We start from the raw sequence: 16,198 nt of genomic DNA, 5'->3' as shown, positions 1-16,198 counted from the left end.
TGGCGGGTATGGGGGGTAGTTGAAGTCGGGAAGTTTAAGTTGAAGTGGGGGGCTGGGACGCGCGGGCGATGATGGCGGTGGTGGAGCGGCCGGGGACGAGGGGGAGCAAATGGATCTCGGTGCCGGCTTCCTCGAGGGCGGCGCGTTCCTCGGCGTCGAGGGTCTCGAGGGTGTAGTCGCCACCCTTCGCGTAGAGGGCGGGGCGGATGGCGCGGATGACGCCAGTGGCGCGCTGGGTGTCGTAGACAGTGACGTAGTCGACGGCGCGGAGGGCGGAAAGGACGCGGGCGCGGTCCTCGGTGCAATTCACGGGACGGGAGGGGCCTTTGAGGGCGCGGACGGAGGCGTCGGAATTGATGGCGATGGCGAGGGCGTCGCCGAGGGCGCGGGAGCGCTCGAGGTAATCGACGTGGCCGGCGTGAAGGATGTCGAAGCAGCCGTTGGTGAGGACGAGGCGGCGGCCTTCGGCGCGGAGTCGGTCGGATTCGGCGGCAAGGTCTTCGAGGGCGAGGATGGCGGGCATTTCGAAGTGGAAGCTGGAAGATTTGATTTGAGGCGCGCGGTGGACGGGGGCAGTTCAGCGGGAAATGCGAGAATCGTCAAAAGCTCTTGAAAAAGGACTGGCGGGAGAAGGCGCTCCCCGGCATCGTCGGACCCCATAGGCTTTTCTTCCCCTTATGCGCAATATTACCAAAGTCCTCCTCCTGATCGTCGCCGCGTTTCTGGTCTATGTGATCTGGCCGCGCACTCCCAACCTGAAGGGATTCGATCCGAATGAAATGGCAAAGCTCACCGTCGACGACTGGATCGCCCGGAAGGACGGCAAGAACTTTGCCTCCGTGGTGGCGCGTTACAAAATCTACTCGTCGCAGTTCAATCTCTCGCCGCTCACGGCCTACCGGATGGCGCAGAATGATGTGGCGGGCACGAATGCCCTGCGCAGCCTGAAGGGCATCGACACGACGGGGGGAGAAAATGCCGACACGGTGGCGGCGATCGAGAGCAAGGCGACGACGGCGCTGACCGAGAAGTTTGCGATGATGAAAGTTCCGGCGACCGAGGGCGGCGGCGCGGATGCGCTGGCTCGCGAAGAGGTGGCGCGTTTTTCCCTCGTGCTGAAGGGCGCGCCGTCGGAGGAAATCGCGGCGCCGATCGCGCGGATCTATGCGGCGGAATACGGCGGGACGCCGGAGGATTTTGCGGAAGTCGCGTCGAACCTCGGCTACGCGCAGTGGATGATCTTTTCCGACACGGCCACGAGCCCGGACGGAATGTCGGCGCTCGATTACACGCGCGAGGGCTTCAAGCTTCTCAAGGAAGTCGCGAATGCCGCGCCGGCGCCGGCGGCGCAGAACTGAGCGGTCCTCCGATCCAGCCTGCGAGGGACACGTGAGAGCGTGTCCCTTTTTTTGTGCTCAGGCGGCGACGAGCGGGCGCAGGTCGCCGGTAATGTGGCCGTCGTAGAGGGCCTTGCCGAGGATGGCGCCGTAGAGGCCGGGCATCGTGGCGAGCCGGCGGACGTCGTCCGGAGACGACACGCCGCCGCTGGCGACGAGGTTGCAGTCGAGGGTGGCGAGCAGCTTTTCCAGCTCGGCGAAATTCGGGCCCTGGAGCATGCCGTCGGTCGCGATATCGGTGTAGATGATCGTGCCAGCGCCGGCGTCCTGGACGGCGAGGGCGAGATCGGTGGCGTCCTGCTCGGTGGTCTCGGTCCAGCCCTTCACGGCGACCTTGCCGTGGCGGGCATCGATGCCGACGGCGATCCGGTCGCCGCTGAAGGTCGCGCACATGTCGCGGACGAAGTCGAGGGATTCGCTGGCGCGGGTGCCGATCACGACGCGGGAGATGCCGGCGTCGAGCGCGGCGCGGATGGCGGCTTCGCTGCGCATGCCGCCGCCGAGTTCGCAGGGAATCGAGACGGACGCGCAGATGGCGCGGACCGCGTCGAGGTTGCGGGACTCGCCGGTGAAGGCGGCGTCGAGGTCGACGAGATGGAGCCAGTCCCCGCCGGCGGCCTCCCACTTGCGCGCGAAGGCGGGCGGGTCGGACGAATAGACGGTCTTTTCGGTGGCTTCTCCGCGGCGCAGGCGCACGACCTCGCCGCCCATCAGATCAATGGCAGGCAACAACAGCATCGAGGGATGTGACAAAATTTTTCAGGATGGCGAGGCCGGTGGCCTGGCTTTTTTCGGGGTGGAATTGGCAGGCGCTGAGGGCGCCGCGGCTGACGCTGGCGGCGAAGCCGTCGCCGTATTCGCAGGTGGCGGTGACGAGCGATGCGTCGGCGGGCACGGGGTGATACGAGTGCACGAAATAGACGCTCGGGGCCGCCGGGAGATCGCGGTAGAGGCGATCGCCGGGGGCGTTCAGCGTGAGCGTGTTCCAGCCCATGTGCGGGACCTTGAGCGCGCCGGCGGGGAATTTTTTGACGATGCCGGGCAGGGCGCCGAGGCCGGCGATGCCGGGCGTTTCCTCGCTGCTTTCGAAGAGGAGCTGATAGCCGAGGCAGATGCCGAGGTAGGGGCGGTCGGCGGCGATCCATTCGCGCAGCGGCTCCCAGAGGCCGGTGGCGCGGAGGTTGCGGGCGCAGTCGCCGAAGGCGCCGACGCCGGGCACGACGACGGCATCGATCTCGTCGAGCGCGGCGGGCGTGGAGATGAGCTGCGTGCGTGCGCCGACGGTGTCGAGCGCCTTGGTGACGCTGCGCAGGTTGCCGCTGCCGTAGTCGACGATGCCGATGGACGGAGAATTCATGCCGCGACTATAGCACGCCCTTCGTGCTGGGCACGCCGGTGACTCGCGGATCGATCTGCGTGGCGACGTCGAGGGCGCGGGCGAGCGCCTTGAAGACGCCCTCGGCCATGTGGTGGGCGTCGCGGCCGTAGAGGATCTCGATGTGGACGTTCGCGAGGGCGTTCATCGTGAAGCCGCGGAGGAATTCCTCGACGAGCTGGAACGAGAAGCCATTGATCGCCTCGACGCCGCCGGGGGCGCGGTATTCGAGAAACGGACGGCCGCTGAGGTCCACGACGGCGCGGACGAGCGTCTCGTCCATCGGGACGTAGGCGTGGCCGTAGCGGCGGATGCCCTTTTTGTCGCCGAGGGCGCGGGTGAAGGCCTGGCCGAGGCAGATGCCGGCGTCCTCGACGGTGTGGTGAAAGTCTACGTCGAGATCGCCTTTGGCCGTCACGTCGAGATCGAAGAGACCGTGCCGCGCGAAGAGCGTGAGCATGTGGTCGAAGAACGGGATGCCGGTGCGGAGAGTGGACGTGCCCGAGCCATCGACATCGAGCGTGAGCTGGATGTCGGTTTCGGAGGTCTTGCGGTCAATGGTAGCGGCGCGGGCCATCCGGGGATTGAGCCTGCGGATGCCCGGCCGGGGCAAGAGGAATCGTGAGTCGGCGCGCCGGGCGCCGGAAATCATTTGCCCTGGGCCTTGAGGTGATTGGCCTCGCGAGCGGTGGCGGTTGCGGTCGACTGCTGCGCGGCCGAGAGCCGGCTCTGGAGACGGCCGAGGCCCTCGTATTGCGGCCAGGCGGTGGAAAGTTGCGTGAGCGTGGTTTGCGCGGCGGCGAGCTGGTTCGTGGAAAGCTCGTTGTTCACCTGGCGAACGAGCTTCGCGCCGGCGGCGAGTTGCTTCTCGTCCACGGGCTTGAGCTGGTCGACGAGGGATTTCAGCGCTTCCTGCATCGAGCGGAGGCCCTTTTCGTCGTAAGGCAGGATGGCAAAGAAGTGGACGTTTGCCTTCTGCGCGGCCTCGGCGGCGGCGGCGGCACGGGCATCCTCGGCGGCGGCGGCGGCCTGGATGGGCTGGCGCTGCTCGACGGGCGTGCGGTCGATCGCGGCCTGCCGGCGGGCGAGGGTCTGCGGAAGATTGCCGATCGTGAAGCTGAGCTGCTGCTCGAGTTTCAGGATGGCCTTTTTGCCGAGGGGGAAGGACTCGGCAAACGCGGCGGAGTTCGGAAACGAGCGGACGAGTTGCTCGAAGCTGTTCACGGCGCCGGGGTAATTCTGCGCGGCGAGCTGCAGCTTCATGGCGGCGAGCTCGGTGGCGGCGTCGATCTGGTATTCCTCGGCGGTGCGCGTGGCGGCGTCATACCACACGCCGGAGACCTTGATCTCGCCGGCGGCGACGCGGGCGCGCTCGGCCTCGAAATTTTTGATGAGCTCCTTCACGTCGGTGACGCGGGTGGAGGTGGGGTAGCTCTTGAGGAAGGGGCGGAGATCCTTGTTCAGAACCTCGTCATACGCGCGGACGTCGAGAGCGGTGGCGGGAATCTCGAGGGCGCGGATGCTGGCGAAGGCGGCCTCGTCGGGCGAAACGAGCACCGTGGCGGCGATGTCGGAGCGGGCGATCGTGCGCTCGTCGGTGATCGTCGGCGAGAATTGCACTTCGACGGTCACGCTCTTCGCGTCGGAGGCGATGACCTTGCCTTCCACGACCTCCCCGGATTTGAGCTTGATGGCGTCAGCGGTGGCGTTGGCGAGCGGCAGGGCCAGCGCGAGAAGGGCGGAGGGCAGGTGGCGGTTCATCGGGGGGAGGGGTTTTGGATGATATTTTGGCTAATCGGGGGGCGTTGAGCGTTTGGATGTCTGGGGGAATTCCTGGAGGCAGAGGCGCACCGCCTGCTCGATGATGGCGGCATGGGCAGCCGCGCGGGCATCGAGGTGCGCCTCGGAGGGCGTTTCGGCGGTGAAGGTGCGTTCCGCATGGTGAAAATGCAATGTGAATGCCTCGGGGTGTAGCGGCATTGATGCCAAGTCGATCGCGCGACGCACAATTCCCGCGCGGGCGCTGCGGCCCTCGATGCTGCGGCGGGTATCGGCAGGCAGGTGCCGGCGGGACGCCTCGAGAAGCCTCTCCGCCCAATACGGGCGTGCGCCCTGGATCTCGTAAATATAAACGCCGTTCGCGTCGTAATCCTCGTGCAGGCAGAGAGAGAGGGCGAACGGGCGACGCCCATCGAGATCGGACGTGTGCCAGCCGGCGAGCGCGGCCTTGTGCGCCGCGGTCTGCGGCACGGCGTCGTCGTGGTAGGTGCGGTTGAGGTCGCGGCCATCGGCGTCCACGCGGCTGTTGTTCACCAGGCCCCACGGGTTCAGGCACGGGAAGACGAGCAGGTTGAAATCGGTGAACGGCAGGCCGGTGGCCGCGGCCCAGTCGAGCAGGCCCTCGGTGGCGCCGGTCTCGTCGCCATGAATGCCCGCCGAGAGGTAGATCCACGGCCGACCCGGCGTGGGGCGTCGCGGCGCGATGTGGAAGAGCTCGTAGCCGCTCGCCGCCGCGTAGGGCGTGAGGCGCAGGCCCCGCGCCCGGGCGACGGAGCGCCAGCGCCGGATGAGGTGCCCGTAATCGTGGGAGCGCTGGTGCTCGAGCGGGAGGACGCGCGGCTTCGCGGCCATCAGTCGATCAGGCGCCGGGTGATGTCGCCGTAGGCGTCGATGCGCCGGTCGCGCAGGAAGGGCCAGTGCGTGCGCTGCGTGTCCACCGTCGCGAGGTCGATCTCGGTGACGAGCACGGCCTCCTCGTCCGCGGGCGCCTTGTCGAGGATCACCCCCGACGGGTCGCAGATGAAGCTCTGGCCCCAGAACTCGATGCCATCGCCGCCGATCGGCGTCTCCAGGCCCACGCGGTTCGGCGCCGCGACGTAGCAGCCATTCGCGATCGCGTGGCCGCGCTGGATCGTCTCCCACGAGCTGTGGTGGCGGTCGCCGTATTTTTCCTTCTCGCTCGGGTGCCAGCCGATCGCCGTCGGGTAGAACAGGATCTGCGCGCCGCGCAGCGCGGTGAGCCGCGCCGCCTCGGGATACCACTGGTCCCAGCACACGCACACGCCGATCTTGCCAAACTTCGTGTCCCACGCCTGAAAGCCCAGGTCGCCCGGCGTGAAATAGAATTTCTCGTAGAAGAGCGGGTCGTCCGGGATGTGCATCTTGCGATACTTCCCGAGCAACGTGCCGTCCGCGTCGATGATCGCCGCCGTGTTGTGGTAGAGGCCCGCCGTGCGCCGCTCGAAGAGCGACGCCACGATGACGACGCCCAGCTCCTTCGCGAGCGCCGTGAGCGTGTCCGTCGATGGCCCGGGGATCGGCTCCGCGAGCTCGAACTCCCCATGCTCCTCGTGCTGGCAGAAATACAGCGAGCGGAAGAGTTCCTGCAGGCAGATGATGTTGGCCCCGCGGCCGGCCGCCTCGCGGATGCCCCGCACCGCGGCGGCGAAATTCGCGTCGACGTCCGCCGAGCAGCGGTTTTGAACGAGTCCGATTTTGATCTTCATTTCGGGGCCTTCTCGCGATCGACGATCTCGATGCTCTTGATCTCCACGCGCTTCGTCGGCTTGCTCGGCTCGCCCGACATCGACATCGTCGTCGGCGTCTCCGAGATCTTCTTCAGCACGTCGTCACCCTCGATGAGCTGGCCAAAGGCCGTGTATTGCCCGTCGAGGTGAGGGGCATCGCCCAGCATCAGGAAGAACTGGCTGCCCGCGCTGTCGGGATCGCTCGTGCGCGCCATCGAGAGCACGCCGCGCACGTGCTTGTGCGCGTTGAACTCCGCCTTGATCGTGTAGCCCGGCCCGCCCGTGCCATAGCTCGCCTCGTTCGCGGGGTCCTTCGTATTCGGATCGCCACCCTGGATCATGAAGCCCGGGATAATCCGGTGAAACGCCGTCCCGTTGTAAAAGCCCGACTTCGCCAGCTTGATGAAATTCGCCACCGTCCCAGGCGCCTCCTTCGGCCAGAACTCGGCCACCATCGTGCCATCGGTCGTCTTGATCACAGCGACGTCGTCGGCCCGGAGGCTGGAGAGAGTGACGGCGCAGGCCGTCACGGCAAAAAAGAGGATGCGTTTCATCGCCAGCACCTTTCCACCATGCCGCCGGCCCTGTCACGCGCGAAGGTGACACGAAAACGCCACCGCCCCCGCGCATCGTCCGGGCCGCCCCCGCGCCGGGCGAGGGGAGCTGTTCCGAAGTTTTCCTTCCAAGGGAGAAACTTGTTGACCATTCGGAGGCGAAACTTCTAATGGGTAGGTCATTCCGGCTACCTTTCCATCCCCCGCAGCCCCGAGCGCCGCCCCCGCGCCACTCCCGGCCGTCCCCGCGGGTCCCAGCCCGGTTTTCGCTCCCCGCCGAGGCGCGGCCAAGGGTCACAAAACGACTTTGTCACCCGACAAAGCCATTTCTTCAGTCAACAAAACCGCTTCCTCACCACACAGAGCGATTTCTTCAGCACACAAAGCGGCTTCCTCAGTCTGCAAAGCGACTTCTTCAGGACACGAAGCCGCTTCCTCAGCCAACAAAACGGCTCCGTCAGTCAGCAAAGCCCTTTCCTCAGTCCACAGAGCCGCATCTTCAGTCGCCGCCGCCGCTTCCTCACCCGACGCGGCCCCATTCTCAGGCACCGTCGCCCTGTTGTCGGCCCGCCCGGCGGCCCCCGCACTCGCCGGCCCATCTTCCCCCAGCGCAAAGGCCCCGACGGCACCTCGCCGCCGGCGCCCATCACCATCAGCCAACCCACACACACCATGATCAAACCCAAACTCGAACTCAGCCGCCTCACCGACCAGGAAGTCATCGACCTCGCCACCCTCATCGCCCAGAGCATGGGCAACGAAGGCACCCTCTTCCCCGCGCCCGAGCCCCCGCTCACCGCGCTCAACAACGGCGCCAAAGCCATCACCGACCTCCTCAAGGAGCGCGCCAACCTCCAGCAGCAAGTCACCGCCAAGACCCTCGCCATCCGCGCCAGCCGCGACACCCTCGAGGCCCTCCTCACCACCGAGGCCTCCACCGTCGACGACATCGCCAAAGGCGACCCCACCATCATCGCCAAAGCCGGCATGACGCCCTCCGAGGAGCAAGCCCCCGTCGGCCCCATGCCCAAGGTCGAGAACCTCGCCGCCACCGCCGGCGACGAAGCCGGCGAGATCGACCTTAGCTGGAACCCCATCCGCCGCGGCCTCAAGAGCTACCTCATCGAACAAAGCGCCAGCCCCGACGGCCAGAGCGACTGGACCTTCGCCAAAGTCGAGACCAAGAGCAAAACCACCATCGCCGGCCTGGAAAGCGGCAAACGCTACTGGTTCCGCGTCAAAGCCATCGGCGCCAGCGGCGAAGGCCCCGCCAGCGACATCGCCACCAAACTCGCCCCGTAACCAAACAGCCAACCAACCCCAAAAAAAACGCGCGCCGGCCGCGGTCCCACCCCGCCCGGCGCCACTCCCCCCTTGCAGACGGAGGGAAAAAAAGAATAAGGTCCCCAGCAATCACCCCGCTCCGCAACCCACGGTGCCCATCCCCCCATCACCCCGTTCAATCGAAGATACTGTCAGGGCATATGTATTCTCATTGGCGCTTTTTTGAAGCTTTAGACGAAGACCTTATTCGTCTATCGAGATATGTGGAGCCAGCTCCAGAGAATATGAACTGCTATTCCACCGAGATTGGCCGTCTTTATTTAGCAACTTGTGCGGAAGTCGATGTCATCATGAAAATGATATGTCGCGGATTAACATCTTATGATCACCCGCGATCAATTAAGGGGTATCGCGAAATTATACTGCATCGCTATAAACATTTTTGCGACACCAAAATCGAACTGCCCGAATATAAAATTCATTTTGTCCCTTGGATCCAATGGAAAACCATTGAATCTCCAAATTGGTGGCAGGACTATAACAAAATAAAACACGAAAGAGATAAGTATTTTGCTCGAGCCAACATGAGTAATCTATTACTTTCCGCTTCAGGACTGTTGGTCGCACTTTTTTATCTTTCCAGCCGATCACTTTACACCAACGAATATACCCCGCGTTTTCGCTTTCTTCAATTTCACTCCGACTATGCAGCTTGTATGAAATTCGGATATACTTATACTCATCCCGAATTTGGAAACAGTGAAAAGCCCTAACAAGACGCTGCTGCTAACCCCTGGCCACGACGCGTCAGCGATTCCGACCGTCCTTCCTTCCTTTCCATTCATACGCCTTCTGAGTTGTCCGCCCGTTCGGGGTAGCTGAGCTTGGCGTTGGCTATTTACGAAAATTATCTCCATGAGCTTACTACTTGCATTGGCTTTTTCCGTGTTTGGCTTATCTGTCCAATCGTCTTTAACGATAATCTCTCACGCGGACCTTGTCGGAGAAGAGCTTGACGCATCGCAACAACAAGAGGCAATCGATAGACTCCGCACATGGGCGCAGTCTCATCATTTCACCGAGCTTCACAGCGAAAACGATATTGAGAAAGCGATCGATTGGGCGGGTAAGCCAATTCATTACTCTCCAGTTTTCATCCGGCAGCTCTCTCCTACAGATCAAGCGAGTCAGATTTATATCACCGTCCTGAACATCAACGAACTATTTCGAGTCACATTGACTTCAAAAATCAGCGGCAACGACGCTGAGCGTGAAAAACAACAGAATCTCATGCAAAAAGAACGGATGTCATTTCTCGAAGCATTCAAGGACGTTTCCTTTCTGACACTAAAGCCCAAACAAACCACCGCAGCTAACCCCTAGCCGCCACGCGTAACTTTCTCCCAACCGTCAATCCTTTCCATCCGCGCCCTCACAGAGTTCGGGCGGCCGTTCGGGGTAGCAAAGTTTCGCTAGAAGTTACATTCAAACACAACCAAAACTCATAAGCAGACAATGGCACAAGGTGAACTTATCATGGTGATTGCGGGAGCCTGGGGGATGATTATCACAATCCTTTGGCTGGTGATCGGATGGAGAGCGATGAAAGCTCATGAGAAACTTGCGGACAGCCAGGATGAAATTCGTCGGGCGATTCGCTTTTATGTGAACGAGCAATCGAGAAAGTAAGGCTTAACGTGGCGCTTGGTTCTCCGGTCCGATCATCGCATCGAGCCAGCCGACGAAGGCAATACCGCTAAGCCCTTTTCCTGTTCAAGTGAGAAGCATTCAGGTCAAGGTGAAGCCCAATGCCAGATCGAGTTCCTTGGAAGCAACTACTAATGGACCTTGGGTGGCACAGATCAAGTCGCCACCCGTTGATGGAAAGGCTAATCAGGAGTTGATTGCTCTTTTTTCTCGCCATTTCGATTGTCCCAAATCTGCAATTTTGATCAAAAGCGGAAAATCTTCTCGAGTTAAGTTAGTTCAAATTTACCTTTGATCCAACGGTTCGATTATCTGACGAAGTCATTAATAATCGATTAGATCGAACCTATCGGGGGATTCTACACTCCTTCTGACTTTCCGCCGAACAAGGCGCTGCAGCTAACCTCTGGCCTCGCCGTGTCATTCCCGCCGCTCGTTCGTCCTTTCTGACTGTGCGCGGGCCGGGAGCTGGTCGCGCGGGGTGGCGGGGTATTGTGACTTTACATCGCGGCGGGGAGGCGGAATGGTTTGCGCTTTCTCATGAAAGACATTCGTATCCTCTTCAAGACTTCCAAGGGCGACATCAGCATCACGCTTTTTGCTTCGCTGGCGCCCGTGACGGTGGCCAATTTCATCAATCTCGCGCAGCGTGGTTACTACGACGGCCTGAAGTTTCACCGCGTGATCGCGGACTTCATGATCCAGGGTGGCGACCCGACGGGCACGGGCGCGGGCGGCCCGGGCTACACGTTCGAGGATGAGTTCCACAAGGCGCAGAAGCACGACAAGCCGGGCATCCTCTCGATGGCGAATCGCGGCCCGAAGACGAATGGCAGCCAGTTCTTCATCACGCACGTGCCGACGCCGTGGCTGGACGGCAAGCACACCGTCTTTGGCGAAGTGACCGCGGGGCAGGACGTAGTGAACGCGATCAAGCAGGGCGACACGATCACGAAGATCGAGATCCTCGACTCACCGGCGGAACTGCTGACGGCGCAGGCGGACCGCATCGCGGCCTGGGACAAGGCGCTCGATTAAAGTGCAGGGGAGGGCGCGTCAGCCCTCCGTGGGCGCCGCTTTTGGCGAGTAGGCGAGCACCTCGACGCGCTGGAGCGTGGCGAGGCCGCCATCCATGAGCGGCGCGATTTCCGCCCAGAAGGCGCGGAGCTTTTCCTCGTCGTCGACGATCTCGACGATGATGGGGAGGTCCGTCGAGAGCTGGAGAATCTTCGCCGTGTGGACGTGGCTGCTGGCGCCGAAGCCGAGGGGGCTGCGCAGCACGGTGGCGCCGGCGAGCCGGCGTTCGCGGGCCTTGAGGACGATGGCTTCGTAAAGGGGCTGGTGGTCGCAGCGGTCGGTCTCGCCGAGATGGATGCGCAGGAGGGCGGGCGTGTTCATGGCGTAGGGGGGAGATTAGCGGGAGGTGAGGAGATTCGCGGCGACGGCGCCGATCCAGACGGCGACGAGGCAGAGGACGACGGAGAGGACGACGTTGAGGCTGGCGTAGAGCCACTCGCCGTCGTTGGCAAGGCTGAGCGTCTGCAGGCTGAAGGAGGAGAATGTGGTGAAGCCGCCGAGGATGCCGACCATCACGCCCTGGCGGAGGATGGGCGAGACGAGGAGCGGGCCGCCGGGGCCGGTGAGCCCGCCGAAGATGCCGATGATGAAGCAGCCGACGACGTTAACGACGAGGGTGCCAAGCGGGAAGCCGGGGGCGTAGCGTTCCGCGATCCACAGCGAGACGGCCATGCGGGCCGCGGAGCCGAGGGCGCCGCCGAGCATGACGGCGAGGTAGGTTTGAAAGAGCAGCATCGTTCCGCCGGAGATTAGTGGCGGATGGGGCCTCGCGGTGTCAATTGCGGGAAGGTCGGGAACCGATCCGGCACGGTGAAAACGGCATGGGAATTGACAGGAGCGGCGCGCTGGGGCATTTGGCGGGGATGTCTTCTTCCCTGCTCTCCCTCGTGCGCCCGGTGTTTCTCGTTTTCTTGCTGGCGGTGGTCGCCGGACCCGGCGTCGCCGCGGCGAAGGGGAAGAGCCTGGCGGGGTTTGCCGGCTCCGGCTCGGGGTTGATTCTCATTTCGCAGGGCGAGGTGAGCGTGGTGGGGAATGCGAACCCCAAGGTGAAGGCCTCGGCGAAGGCCGCGAAGTTCACGCTCAAGTGCACGATCAACAATGTCTCCGCGACGCAGGTGATCTCGCTGCGGAAGGGCCGGGCGACCGTGAGCCACCTCCTGCCGGGGCTCTCGGGATTCGAGGCGTCGGCGAGCGGCACTTACCGGGTGGGGGGCGGCAAGGTGCGCGCGACCCTGCCCTTCGGCAGCGGATCGTCGGCGGGGACCCTCTACATCCAGATCGACACGACGCCGTTCGGAGCCACGCTGCGCGTCTCCAGCCAGATCCTCTACACGAACGGAACGCCGCCGATCTACGCGACGGTGATCGCGAACTGAGCGCGGCGGCTGCGCGTCTACCTTGCGTCGCGCAGCACGGCGACGATGCGGTCCATCTCGTCGATCGTGTTGTAGAAATGCGGGCTGAAGCGCAGCCAGGCGCGGCCGTCGCGGGTGTTGCGCAGCGACGCGGTGATCTTCGCCGCCTCGAGCGCGCGGAAGAGCGGGCTGGCGGGGCGTTCGGGATGGCGCACCGTGAGAATGCCGGAGCGCGCGGGATCGTCGCGCCCGGGCGAGATCGACTCGAAGCCCAGATCCTCGAGCGCGGCGTGCAGGTGATCCCGCGCGGCAAGGATGCGCCCTTCGATGGCGGGGAGCCCGGCTTCGAGCAGCATGTCCACCGCGGCGAGCATGCCATACATGCCGGTGATGTTCAGCACGCCGGGCTCGTAGCGTTGCGCGGTGTCGGGGAAGGACATCTGGTCCTGCGTGATGAACTGCGGCGAATGCACGTTCCATGCGCCCAGCAGCGTGGGATGGCACGCGGCGAAGTGGCGTTTCGCGACATAGACGATGCCCATCGCGAGCGGCCCGAGCATCCACTTGTGCGCGTCGGCGCTGAGGAAATCCACGTGGCGCACCGAGAGCGGGGCGGCGCCGAGCGTCTGGATCGCGTCGAGCGAGAACAGCACGCCGCGCTCGCGGAGACGCGCGCCGATGGCGTCGACGTCGATGCGCCAGCCGGTGAGGAAATGGCAGGAGGCGAGTGCCACCATGCGCGTGCGCGGCGTCAGCGCGGCCTCGACGTCGGCGAGGGTGATGCGGCCGAGCTGACTCGTCGTCAGGAATTTCACCTCGACGCCGAGCCGGCGGAGATTCAGCCACGGATAGACGTTGGCCGGGTAGTCATCGAGGTAGCAGACGAGCTCGTCGCCGGCTTTCCAATCCAGGCCGTTCGCGAACAGGCTGAGGCCCAGCGAGGTGGGGCCGAGGAGCGCGATCTCGTCGGCCTGCGCTCCGATGAATTCCGCGCAACGTGCGCGCGTGCGGGCGATGTCCTTGAGCACGTCGCCGAATTCCTGATGCTGCTCGCAGGAGCGCGAGACGTGGTCGCGCATGGCATCGGCCACGCGGCGGGGCAGGGCGGTGACGCCGGCGTGGCCGGTGAAGATCTGGGCAGAGGCGACGGGGAATTGCGCGAGGCGCTCGGCCTCGGTGGTGAACGGAATCATTTGTGGGCCTGGCCTTCGTGAATCAGCTCCCAGAACTCGCCGGTCTTGCCAAGGGCCTCGTCTTCCTCGGTCATCGGAAGATTCGAGCGGAAAAGGAAGTCGCGGATCGTGTTCTTGTGCAGCACGCGATGGACCTCGATGCCGTCGGGGTGGGGGCTGAAATAAATGCGGTAGTCGTGTGCGCGGCAGCGAAGGAGCTGGCGACCGTCGCGCTTTACGCGGCCAAAACGCTCGTCGTCGAGGTTGTCCAGATCCTGCGGCAGCACCTCGAACTCGAAAAGCAGCTCGAGCTGCAATTCCTTCGGCAACGCCGCCATTTCCGCTGCGCTGATCTTGTTGAAAATCACCTGAAACACTTCCCTGGAGTCTAGCGAGGGCCTCCCCCGCAGCGCAACCGGCAGTTTGCCGGGGCCGATCTTGCCCGGAACGGGGACATCGCCTAGGCTCTCCGTTCCCCGCGATGAAAAAATCCGTCCACCTTTATGACACCACGCTGCGTGATGGCACGCAGGGCACCGGCATTTCCTTTTCGGTGCAGGACAAGATTCGCGTGGCGGAGCGGCTGGATGCGTTTGGCATCGATTACATCGAGGGGGGGTTCCCGGGGTCGAATCCGAAGGACGCCGAATTCTTCCGCGAGGTGCGGAAGCGCAACTGGAAGCACGCGAAGATCGCGGCCTTCGGCGCCACGCGGCGCGGGCGCACGCGGGTCGAGGACGACGCCCAGGTGCGCGTGCTGCTCGAGGCGGAGACGCCGGCCGTGACGATCGTGGGCAAGACGTGGCCGATGCAGGTCACCGAGGTGCTGGGCGTCTCGCTCGAGGAAAATCTCGCGATGATCGCCGAGACGGTCGCGTATCTGAAGGCACGGGGCCGCGAGGTCTTCTACGACGCCGAGCATTTCTTCGACAGCTATCGCGACGATGCCGCATATTCGCTGGCGACGCTGAAGGCCGCGCACGAGGCCGGCGCCAGCCTCGCGATCCTTTGCGACACGAACGGCGGCTCGCTGCCGGACTTCGTCGCGCAGGCCACGCGCGACGCGATCGCCGCCCTGGGCGCACCGGTGGGGATTCATCCGCACAACGACTGCGGCCTCGGCGTTGCCAACGCCCTCGCCGCCGTTTCGGCTGGCGCCACGCAGGTGCAGGGCACGATCAACGGCTACGGCGAGCGCGTCGGGAATTGCGATCTCGTCGCGACCACCGCGAATCTTCAGCTCAAGCTCGGCATTCCCGTCGTTGAGGACCTCACGCAGCTTCGCGAGCTGTCGCTCTTCGTCGATGAACTCGCCAACGTGCCGCCGAACATCCGCGCGCCGTTCGTTGGCGCCGCGGCGTTCACCCACAAGGGCGGCCAGCACGTTCACGCCGTGCAGAAGCTTTCCCGCAGCTACGAGCACGTCGACCCGCAGCTCGTCGGCAACCGGCAGACGATCGTCGTGTCGGATCTCTCCGGGCAAAGCAACGTGCTCGCGAAGGCCCGGGAGCTCGGCTTCGTGCTCGAAAAGGGCGCGCCCGAGGCGGCGAAGATTCTTGCCGAGGTGAAGCGGCTCGAGAACGAGGGTTACGAGTTCGAGGCGGCCGATGCGTCGTTCGATCTGCTCGTGCGACGCCAGTTCGGCGCGAGCCGGCCGCTGTTCACGCTCAAGGAGTATCACTGCCATTTCCGCTATGCGCCGACGACGGAGTTCAATCCCTGCGAGGCCACGGTGAAGCTGATGGTCGACGGCACACCGGAGTATGTCGTCGCGGAGGGCGACGGCCCCGTGAACGCGCTCGACGCCGCCCTGCGCAAGGCGCTGCGCCCGTTCTACGCCTGGATCGACGAGGTCTCGCTGACCGACTACAAGGTGCGCATCGTCGATGGCAAATCGGGCACCGCGGCGCGGACGCGCGTGCTCATCGAATCGACGGACGGTCGGAAGTCGTGGGGCACGGTCGGCGTCTCGGAGAACATCATCGAGGCGAGCTGGCAGGCTCTCGTCGACAGTTTCGAGTTCTCGGGGCACCAGCGGACGTGAGCCGCGCGGGCTCGGCGCGATGACCGGCATTTTCGCCCCGGCGCAACTCGTCGGCTACGTGGCGCTGGAGCGAATGGCGGCGAACTAGGCCGGCAGGTGCAGGATGCGCCCGCAGTTCGGGCAGTGCACGATTGCCTTCTCGGCCTTCACGCCGAGCGAGGTCTGCGTGGTGACCTTCATGTGGCAGCCGGTGCAGACTTCGTGCTCGAGCTCGACGACGACGGCGCCGTTCTTGCTCTTGAAGAGGCGGGTGTAGAGATCGAGCAAATCCTCGTCGAGGCCCTCGGTGAGCGGGGGACGACCGGCCGACAGTTCGGCGACGCGCGTCTGAATGTTTTCGGTCTTCCGGGTGAGTTCCGCAAGCTGGCCTTCGAGTTTCGTCCTCTCCTCGGAATGGGCGCGTTCGGCCTCGGCAATGGCGGGGCGAAGAGTCTCCGCCTCTTCCATCAGCTCGAGTTCGCGGTCCTCGATGCCGACGATCACCTTCTCCGCGGCGGCGATCTCGTGGCCGAGAGCGGCAAATTCCTCGTTCTTGCGGGTCTGGAACTGCTGCGTCTTGTAGCGCGCGATCGCGTCGCGTTTGGCCTGGGCGTCGACCTGCAGCTTGCCGCGCTCGACCTCGATCTGCTTCATCCGCGTCTTCGCGGCCTCGAGCCGGGCGGCGGAGTCGGAGATCTGCTTTTCCTTGGAGCGGCGCTCTTCGGGG

The 16,198-nt window shown here is 64.1% G+C and carries 21 protein-coding genes; 7 read left to right on the top strand and 14 right to left on the bottom strand.

The window, feature by feature from the left end; all coding sequences use genetic code 11:
* Window positions 1-34: 34 nt before the first annotated feature.
* Complete coding sequence (locus tag VIM61_04510; GenBank protein ID HEY8899651.1) at window positions 35-523, bottom strand: adenylyltransferase/cytidyltransferase family protein; 489 nt, start codon at window positions 521-523, stop codon at window positions 35-37.
* Window positions 524-677: 154 nt separating this feature from the next.
* Here VIM61_04510 and VIM61_04505 point away from each other — a divergent pair, with 154 nt between their 5' ends.
* Window positions 678-1,358 (top strand): hypothetical protein, encoded by a 681-nt coding sequence (locus VIM61_04505; GenBank protein HEY8899650.1) that lies wholly within the window; start codon window positions 678-680, stop codon window positions 1,356-1,358.
* A 57-nt stretch (window positions 1,359-1,415) separates the two neighbouring features.
* On the opposite strand, the gene hisA is transcribed toward VIM61_04505, so the two are convergent.
* From hisA to VIM61_04465, 8 genes are all read right to left on the bottom strand, one after another.
* Window positions 1,416-2,135 carry a 1-(5-phosphoribosyl)-5-[(5-phosphoribosylamino)methylideneamino]imidazole-4-carboxamide isomerase gene (hisA, locus tag VIM61_04500; protein ID HEY8899649.1) on the bottom strand — a complete coding sequence of 240 codons (720 nt, stop codon included), beginning with the start codon at window positions 2,133-2,135 and terminating at the stop codon, window positions 1,416-1,418.
* Complete coding sequence (hisH, locus tag VIM61_04495) at window positions 2,113-2,754, bottom strand: imidazole glycerol phosphate synthase subunit HisH (protein ID HEY8899648.1); 642 nt, start codon at window positions 2,752-2,754, stop codon at window positions 2,113-2,115. Before hisH ends, hisA begins: the two co-directional genes overlap by 23 nt.
* Before the next feature lie 7 nt (window positions 2,755-2,761).
* Complete coding sequence (gene hisB, locus VIM61_04490; GenBank protein ID HEY8899647.1) at window positions 2,762-3,349, bottom strand: imidazoleglycerol-phosphate dehydratase HisB; 588 nt, start codon at window positions 3,347-3,349, stop codon at window positions 2,762-2,764.
* A 71-nt stretch (window positions 3,350-3,420) separates the two neighbouring features.
* Window positions 3,421-4,533 carry a PTPDL family protein gene (locus tag VIM61_04485; GenBank protein ID HEY8899646.1) on the bottom strand — a complete coding sequence of 371 codons (1,113 nt, stop codon included), beginning with the start codon at window positions 4,531-4,533 and terminating at the stop codon, window positions 3,421-3,423.
* 30 nt (window positions 4,534-4,563) lie between these two features.
* A complete protein-coding gene (locus VIM61_04480) occupies window positions 4,564-5,403 on the bottom strand; it encodes a M14 family metallocarboxypeptidase (protein HEY8899645.1) in 840 nt (279 codons plus the stop codon).
* Window positions 5,403-6,278 carry a carbon-nitrogen hydrolase gene (locus tag VIM61_04475; GenBank protein HEY8899644.1) on the bottom strand — a complete coding sequence of 292 codons (876 nt, stop codon included), beginning with the start codon at window positions 6,276-6,278 and terminating at the stop codon, window positions 5,403-5,405. Before VIM61_04475 ends, VIM61_04480 begins: the two co-directional genes overlap by 1 nt.
* On the bottom strand, window positions 6,275-6,853 hold the full coding sequence (locus tag VIM61_04470; protein ID HEY8899643.1) for a peptidylprolyl isomerase: 579 nt from the start codon (window positions 6,851-6,853) through the stop codon (window positions 6,275-6,277). The genes VIM61_04475 and VIM61_04470 overlap by 4 nt, the downstream gene beginning before the upstream one ends.
* A 294-nt stretch (window positions 6,854-7,147) precedes the next feature.
* Window positions 7,148-7,402: a hypothetical protein gene (locus tag VIM61_04465; GenBank protein HEY8899642.1), complete on the bottom strand. Its 255-nt coding sequence runs from the start codon at window positions 7,400-7,402 to the stop codon at window positions 7,148-7,150.
* Between the two features lie 123 nt (window positions 7,403-7,525).
* Between VIM61_04465 and VIM61_04460 the strand changes: the two genes are divergently transcribed.
* The 4 genes from VIM61_04460 to VIM61_04445 all read left to right on the top strand — a co-directional run bounded on the left by VIM61_04460 (window position 7,526) and on the right by VIM61_04445 (window position 10,882).
* A complete protein-coding gene (locus tag VIM61_04460; protein ID HEY8899641.1) occupies window positions 7,526-8,155 on the top strand; it encodes a fibronectin type III domain-containing protein in 630 nt (209 codons plus the stop codon).
* Between the two features lie 182 nt (window positions 8,156-8,337).
* Window positions 8,338-8,910, top strand: coding sequence for a hypothetical protein (locus VIM61_04455; GenBank protein HEY8899640.1), 573 nt, complete (start codon window positions 8,338-8,340; stop codon window positions 8,908-8,910).
* Between the two features lie 142 nt (window positions 8,911-9,052).
* Window positions 9,053-9,520 (top strand): hypothetical protein, encoded by a 468-nt coding sequence (locus VIM61_04450; GenBank protein HEY8899639.1) that lies wholly within the window; start codon window positions 9,053-9,055, stop codon window positions 9,518-9,520.
* Window positions 9,521-10,384: 864 nt separating this feature from the next.
* Window positions 10,385-10,882, top strand: coding sequence for a peptidylprolyl isomerase (locus VIM61_04445; GenBank protein ID HEY8899638.1), 498 nt, complete (start codon window positions 10,385-10,387; stop codon window positions 10,880-10,882).
* Between the two features lie 18 nt (window positions 10,883-10,900).
* On the opposite strand, the gene VIM61_04440 is transcribed toward VIM61_04445, so the two are convergent.
* Window positions 10,901-11,242 carry a DUF190 domain-containing protein gene (locus VIM61_04440; protein ID HEY8899637.1) on the bottom strand — a complete coding sequence of 114 codons (342 nt, stop codon included), beginning with the start codon at window positions 11,240-11,242 and terminating at the stop codon, window positions 10,901-10,903.
* A 15-nt stretch (window positions 11,243-11,257) separates the two neighbouring features.
* Complete coding sequence (gene crcB, locus VIM61_04435; GenBank protein HEY8899636.1) at window positions 11,258-11,656, bottom strand: fluoride efflux transporter CrcB; 399 nt, start codon at window positions 11,654-11,656, stop codon at window positions 11,258-11,260.
* 128 nt (window positions 11,657-11,784) lie between these two features.
* Between crcB and VIM61_04430 the strand changes: the two genes are divergently transcribed.
* Window positions 11,785-12,297: a hypothetical protein gene (locus tag VIM61_04430; protein ID HEY8899635.1), complete on the top strand. Its 513-nt coding sequence runs from the start codon at window positions 11,785-11,787 to the stop codon at window positions 12,295-12,297.
* A 17-nt stretch (window positions 12,298-12,314) separates the two neighbouring features.
* On the opposite strand, the gene VIM61_04425 is transcribed toward VIM61_04430, so the two are convergent.
* Together VIM61_04425 and VIM61_04420 are read right to left on the bottom strand one after the other, a co-directional pair.
* On the bottom strand, window positions 12,315-13,469 hold the full coding sequence (locus tag VIM61_04425; protein HEY8899634.1) for an aminotransferase class V-fold PLP-dependent enzyme: 1,155 nt from the start codon (window positions 13,467-13,469) through the stop codon (window positions 12,315-12,317).
* On the bottom strand, window positions 13,466-13,825 hold the full coding sequence (locus VIM61_04420) for a hypothetical protein (protein ID HEY8899633.1): 360 nt from the start codon (window positions 13,823-13,825) through the stop codon (window positions 13,466-13,468). The genes VIM61_04425 and VIM61_04420 overlap by 4 nt, the downstream gene beginning before the upstream one ends.
* A 104-nt stretch (window positions 13,826-13,929) precedes the next feature.
* Between VIM61_04420 and cimA the strand changes: the two genes are divergently transcribed.
* Window positions 13,930-15,492 (top strand): citramalate synthase, encoded by a 1,563-nt coding sequence (gene cimA / locus VIM61_04415; GenBank protein ID HEY8899632.1) that lies wholly within the window; start codon window positions 13,930-13,932, stop codon window positions 15,490-15,492.
* A gap of 84 nt (window positions 15,493-15,576) precedes the next feature.
* On the opposite strand, the gene VIM61_04410 is transcribed toward cimA, so the two are convergent.
* Window positions 15,577-16,198, bottom strand: a 622-nt coding sequence (locus VIM61_04410) for a C4-type zinc ribbon domain-containing protein (protein ID HEY8899631.1), incomplete at its 5' end; no start/stop codon positions are given.

It is taken from the genome of Chthoniobacterales bacterium, assembly GCA_036569045.1.
In the GTDB taxonomy this organism is placed as follows: domain Bacteria; phylum Verrucomicrobiota; class Verrucomicrobiia; order Chthoniobacterales; family JAATET01; genus JAATET01.
Note: the sequence above shows the minus strand (reverse complement) of the source record. Positions and strands in the feature narration are given on the sequence as shown.